Raw genomic sequence first — 2,871 nt, 5'->3', positions numbered from 1 at the left:
CCGAAGTCGCACAGCTTTTGCCCGTTGGACAAGGTTTTCCAGCGCGCTTCCGATTTGTCGTCAGGCTGGTACATGCCAGATGCCGGAGACAAAATGCTGCGCTTCCGGAGCCCTTGCTTGAGCTTGCCGAGCCCAACCTTGCCGCCAGTCCAATTGCAATTCTGGCCTGCCGCATCGTGAGCGATCGCCAGCCATTGCCGCTCAGTGATCAGCGACCAGCCTGCAGCCCGGCAGGCGGCCAGGGCGCCGAAGTACGAAACGCGAACCCAAGGCGCGCCGCCGACGTGCGAGCCAGCGCGAGGAACGCGCGACTCCGGATCCTGGCAGCAAAGGAAGCGCGAAACCTCGAACGATTGAACGACGAAGCCGCCAGGCAGGTGCGTGGTTGGCACGCGGGTAAAAGCATGATCCATTCGTTTTTTCCCTTCGCAGTTTGTAAGTTGCCGGTCTCTCCCCGGAAGTCACGGTCGCGTGGTCCATCTTCCACCGTTCGCCTTGCTCTCACCACGCCTTGCGCCGTCTTGCGACCACTGCTCACCGGCGATGCGTCCTAGGTGGTCTCGCAAAGTCATTGCCGGTACTCTCCCGGCTTGTCGCGGGGCTTTCGTTTTCCCGTTACGCCAGCCGTCTGCAAAAGTCGCTGGTCACTCCTGCGGCATCCGCCCCGTGCTTTGGGCTTCCTCGCGCATGTTTTCCGGCCGCGTCAGTTTTCCCGCTGACCGATAACCCTTAAAAAGACGACCGAAAACCCGCGTCGTGCCGGGTGCAGCCGGAAAGGTTTCACGACAAGCCGCTTTCGCGGCTGGCGCGCTGCTCGCGTTGCGCAATGTGCTTGCCTTCGCCGATCCCGGCATAGAAGGCGTCCCGACGCGGATCGCCGGGCTTGTACTCGTGCCGGATCGGGTGCGACGCAAACACGTACAGCAAAAACGCTTTGACTCCTGCCTTGTACTGATCCGACCGCGCTTCACGGCCGCTCGGGAACGCTTCGGCGGCAAGCCGCTCGGCAAGAAGAACGCCGCCGGGTTGATCGATGTGGGGCATGTGGTGGCTCCGTGTTTGGTTGGTGAGTGACACTTTAGCCATTCAAGGCTATCGTGTCAAGCCATAAAAGGCTATCCCGAGCGAAAAAAAAGCCGCCTCATAGACGGGCACCTTCCAACGGCCTGGCGATCGCTACCGGACAAGGCTGCTCAACCGTTCGGCAACCGCAATGGTGATGAGCACAAACACGGTGATGATGACCGCCGCGGGAATGATGGCGAACGCCAGCTTGACAAGCAGCGAGACCATCGACCAGAAGGCCATGTGAACGTCGGTGACGATGACGCGCTGCGGGCGGTCGTCTGGCTGCCCAGAAGCCGGCAACCCCGGCGCCGCCTCGATTCGCCCGAGCGTCTCCGCAGCCCTGCCGTCCGCGGTCCGGACGTCGACGGCTGGCGCCTCTTCCTGAGCCGGGAAATTGCCCGCCGGGAAGCCCTGATCAGGAGCAAGCCGGGAGCGCCTTGGGGGGGTTGTCTGGCTATCCATGGCAGAACGATATCACTCTTCGTGACATTTGCAGCCCTTGATCGCGCGCAGTCGAGTCCGGGTTAGTCGTTTCTCTCGCTGCGCGGCCCGAAATCCTTCTTGCGCGACTCCTTTCGGGCCAAGTCGAGCAGTATCTCTCGCACCTCCTGCGAGGCGTCTCGATAGCCTTGCAGTAGCTCCCGCTCATCAAGCGGAGGCTCATGCACCGCCAGGACCGTTACCGGGGCCGCTGGCCCATACGCCTCATCCGGATCAACGAGCAAGTCCTTGGCCGAGCGCCGAAAGGCCTTGGCAATCAGATCGAGATTCTGGACGGTCAGATTGCCATCCGCATTGCGCGCGCGCTGAACGGTGCCAAACCCGACGCCGGCAGCTTTGGCCACTTTCCCGAGCGTGTCGCGGCCTGGATAGGATGCCATCAGCCTGATCAAGTTGCCGCTGATGATTTGCGCAATAGCCATTTGCGGATAGTCGCAAATGCGCAAATCAATGTGTGGGTATTGCGCTGACCCACATATGGGTATAGGATGCGCGACCATGATCACCTCTCCACCAATCTACGAATTCGTGATGGCCAAACTACGGGCCAAGACCATACCCCAGCGCACGGTTGCTGCCGGCAGTGGCGTCCCCTACTCGACCCTGACAAAGATCGCGCAGGGCAGCATCAAAGACCCGAGCGTGCACCACGTGCAGCGCCTCGCCGACTACTTCGCCAAGCAGGCGCCGGCCAGCCAGGCCGACCACATCGAGCAACAGCAGTCCGCCGCATGACGCCCACAACCCATCTCCTCCCACCGCCAGGCGAACTCTCCGCGCCTGTGCGGCTTCTGTCCCTCTCCGCGTCCTGACAGACGCGGGGAGGGCTTTTTTTCACCAAGGACACGTCGCGTGCTCAACGACTCGAGAAGGCCAGGCACCGATCTGGCCGATCTGTCCGGCACGGATAAACGATAGCCCGCCACCTGTACGAAGGCTGTCCGGATTTTTCGTACAGCCACGTACAAGCCACGAAAGGACCGACCATGCAACAGGCCTTGTTCCACGAATCAATCCATGACGCTTTGCGCGAAGTCATCCGCGCCGCCGGCGGCTCCAAGGTGGTCGGCTGCAAGCTCTGGCCATCGCTCCCCGTTGATCAGGCCGCGAGCAAGATCAGCGACTGCCTCAACCCAGACCGCCGCCAGCACTTCAACGAGACGGAACTGCTGCACCTGCTGCGCATCGGCCGCGAGATCGACTGCCATGCCGCAATGCACTACGTCGCGGCGATCTGTGGCTACTCACAGCCGGACCCCGTAACGCCAGCCGACGAGGTGCAAGCCCTGCAGCAGCAGTTCA

At 62.0% G+C, this 2,871-nt stretch carries 5 protein-coding genes and 1 pseudogene; 2 read left to right on the top strand and 4 right to left on the bottom strand.

The window, feature by feature from the left end; translation table 11 throughout:
- From RUW20_RS04185 to RUW20_RS04170, 4 genes and pseudogenes are all read right to left on the bottom strand, one after another.
- Positions 1-413 (bottom strand): annotated as a pseudogene (locus RUW20_RS04185) (hypothetical protein); the annotation flags it as partial.
- Between the two features lie 367 nt (positions 414-780).
- Positions 781-1,044 carry a hypothetical protein gene (locus tag RUW20_RS04180; RefSeq protein WP_313950940.1) on the bottom strand — a complete coding sequence of 88 codons (264 nt, stop codon included), beginning with the start codon at positions 1,042-1,044 and terminating at the stop codon, positions 781-783.
- A 132-nt stretch (positions 1,045-1,176) separates the two neighbouring features.
- Positions 1,177-1,530 (bottom strand): hypothetical protein, encoded by a 354-nt coding sequence (locus tag RUW20_RS04175; protein WP_313950939.1) that lies wholly within the window; start codon positions 1,528-1,530, stop codon positions 1,177-1,179.
- A gap of 62 nt (positions 1,531-1,592) precedes the next feature.
- A complete protein-coding gene (locus RUW20_RS04170; RefSeq protein WP_313950938.1) occupies positions 1,593-2,075 on the bottom strand; it encodes a hypothetical protein in 483 nt (160 codons plus the stop codon).
- Between RUW20_RS04170 and RUW20_RS04165 the strand changes: the two genes are divergently transcribed.
- The gene (locus tag RUW20_RS04165; RefSeq protein WP_313950937.1) at positions 2,068-2,304 is read left to right on the top strand and encodes a helix-turn-helix transcriptional regulator; all 237 of its coding nucleotides are present in this window, start codon (positions 2,068-2,070) and stop codon (positions 2,302-2,304) included. The two genes, RUW20_RS04170 and RUW20_RS04165, sit on opposite strands and share 8 nt — an antisense overlap.
- A gap of 251 nt (positions 2,305-2,555) precedes the next feature.
- Positions 2,556-2,871: hypothetical protein (locus RUW20_RS04160; RefSeq protein WP_313950936.1), on the top strand; the 316-nt coding region annotated here is incomplete at its 3' end.

Source organism: Accumulibacter sp., from assembly GCF_032229525.1.
Classification (GTDB): domain Bacteria; phylum Pseudomonadota; class Gammaproteobacteria; order Burkholderiales; family Rhodocyclaceae; genus Accumulibacter.
Note: the sequence above shows the minus strand (reverse complement) of the source record. Positions and strands in the feature narration are given on the sequence as shown.